The 2,288-nt window shown below is 23.4% G+C and carries 1 protein-coding gene; it reads left to right on the top strand.

All coding sequences use genetic code 11. The features are described from left to right. On the top strand, positions 1–1,738 hold a 1,738-nt coding region (locus QX51_RS19225; RefSeq protein WP_152607187.1), incomplete at its 5' end, for a sensor histidine kinase. Positions 1,739–2,288 lie beyond the last annotated feature (550 nt).

Genomic DNA, 2,288 nt, shown 5'->3' with positions numbered 1-2,288 from the left:
TAATTATAAAGTAGAAGAGTTTAAGTTAGATGATTTTATAAGTAATGAATTAAATAAAGACTTAAAATCTATATTTGATAAAATAAGCAAGATGGATTTTGGAAAAGAAAATTTTTTACAAATAGGATTATTTAATAAAAAGTATAAATTAGTTTTAGTAAAAGATTATTATGAAGATGAAGAAATGATAATATGTGAGTTAAAAGATATTACAGAGCTATCTTTAGAGGAAGATAAATTGAAGAGAAGTGAACTTAGATATAAAAATTTAATGGATATATTAAGTGATGGAGTGTTTATTCATGATGGAAATAATATTAGCTACATTAATAAAATTGGAATGGATATATTTGGCTTAGATTCATCAATAAAGAATGTGTGGACTATGGATAAAATACAAAAAAGAATAAGTAAAGCTAGTAAGAATGAATTTTTACATAACATATTTATCTTAGAAAATGGTGTAAGAGAACAAGAAAGAAGTAAATTGGAATTAGAAAATGGTAAAATTGTAGATTTTATATCATCAACCTTTATGCTAAATGGTAAGAAAATGATATTAAGCATTGCTAGCGATTGTACTGAGCATGAAATTGCTTTGAATAAACTAGATGAAAATAAGGAGACTTATTATGGCTTAATTCAAACTTTGCCAGAAGGTATTATATTAGTAAATAAATATACTAAAAAGCAAGTATATACTAATAAGTATATGATGAGATTGTTAAAAGACATGGGGTTAGAGAATTTTAATAAAACAATAGATACATATTTAGAAAATAATGAAGAATTTAATTTTAAAACTTTTTATTTAAACCAAGAAAAAAATAAAAAGATATCTATAGCAATAGAGCAAGTTCCAAAACAAGATAATTTGCTTATTATAGTAAGAGATTTGGAAATAGAACAACAGTTGGAGAGTGTATATAATAAGCTTCAGATGATAAAAGAAAGAAATAAGTTTAAAACTGAGTTTTTAACGAGGGTTTCTTCTATTATCAAAAAACCTATAAACACTATATTTGAGGTGAATAAACTATTAGGTGATAAGAATGAAATATATAATTATGACGGAATGAGAAGCTATACAAAAACTGTTAAACAAAATTCTTACAGACTAAAAAGGCTACTAAATAATATAGAGGAAATAAGCAAAATAGAGGCAGGAATATATTATAGAGACTATAAAATCTATGATTTAGTTAAATATCTAGAATTGCTTGTTGACTTATGTAGAGAGTATACAAAGCCTAAAGATTTGAATATAACATTTGAAAGTAATAAAAGGGAAGTTCTAATTTTTATGGATAAGGAAAAGATTGAAAAAATTATACTTAATTTATTATCCAATGCAATAAAATTTACTGAAAAAGGTGGAAAAATAAAAGTATTATTAAAAGTGGATAAAAAAGATGTAACCATAGCGATTAAAGATAATGGTAGTGGAATACCTAGTAATAAACTTGATTTTATTTTCGAAAATTTTGAACAGGTTAATAGATCCTTATCTAGAACGGCAGAAGGAACAGGGGTTGGGTTATATCTTGTTAAAAAGTTAGCTTCAGTACATCATGCTAAAATTCAAGTTAATAGCAAGATAGGTTATGGAAGTAAATTTGAAGTTATTCTTAAAGATAATTATTTAGAAAGTACTAAAGATAATAGAAGTAAACTTGAAAACATTATAATAGATAGAGAATCTATTGATTTAGAGTTTTCTGATATATATTTGGCTTAGTACTGAATAATAGGAGGGGGAGTAATGAATGGTTTTATTGTAAATTTTAATACACTAACTATTTCTTTATTCTTATGCGTTTTTTTTATTATTTTATCTAGTATAGGCACAAAGAAGAGCAAAAAAAATATAATTCAGATATCATTGATAGGAACCATTCTAACAATGAAAATATGCTACTTCCTAAAAAGAATATCAGCACATACTATAATTACTAAAGATTATAATTTATTTTATATGTTTTTAGTAGGAGATATAATAATATTAATGTTTTTTTATCTTATATCTAATGATGAAAAGATGAATTTACGTAGGAGAATTATTTTTTTTATTAATTATTTAGTTTGCATATTTTCATTTTATTTAAGTATTAATGGTATATATACTAGTTTGAATAATTTTATGATTATAAGCCTTATTGCAAGTAATATTTATATGTTTTATAGCAAATATCCAAGGGTAATACAGGCTGTTTCCTTATTTTATATTATTAATTTTATGTTAGTGTTACAAAGTAATTTAATTAATTTGCTTATATATAGTAATATAT

Source organism: Terrisporobacter othiniensis, from assembly GCF_000808015.1.
In the GTDB taxonomy this organism is placed as follows: domain Bacteria; phylum Bacillota; class Clostridia; order Peptostreptococcales; family Peptostreptococcaceae; genus Terrisporobacter; species Terrisporobacter muris.
The sequence above is the reverse complement of the archived record's forward strand: the minus strand, read 5'-3'. Positions and strand labels throughout refer to the sequence as shown.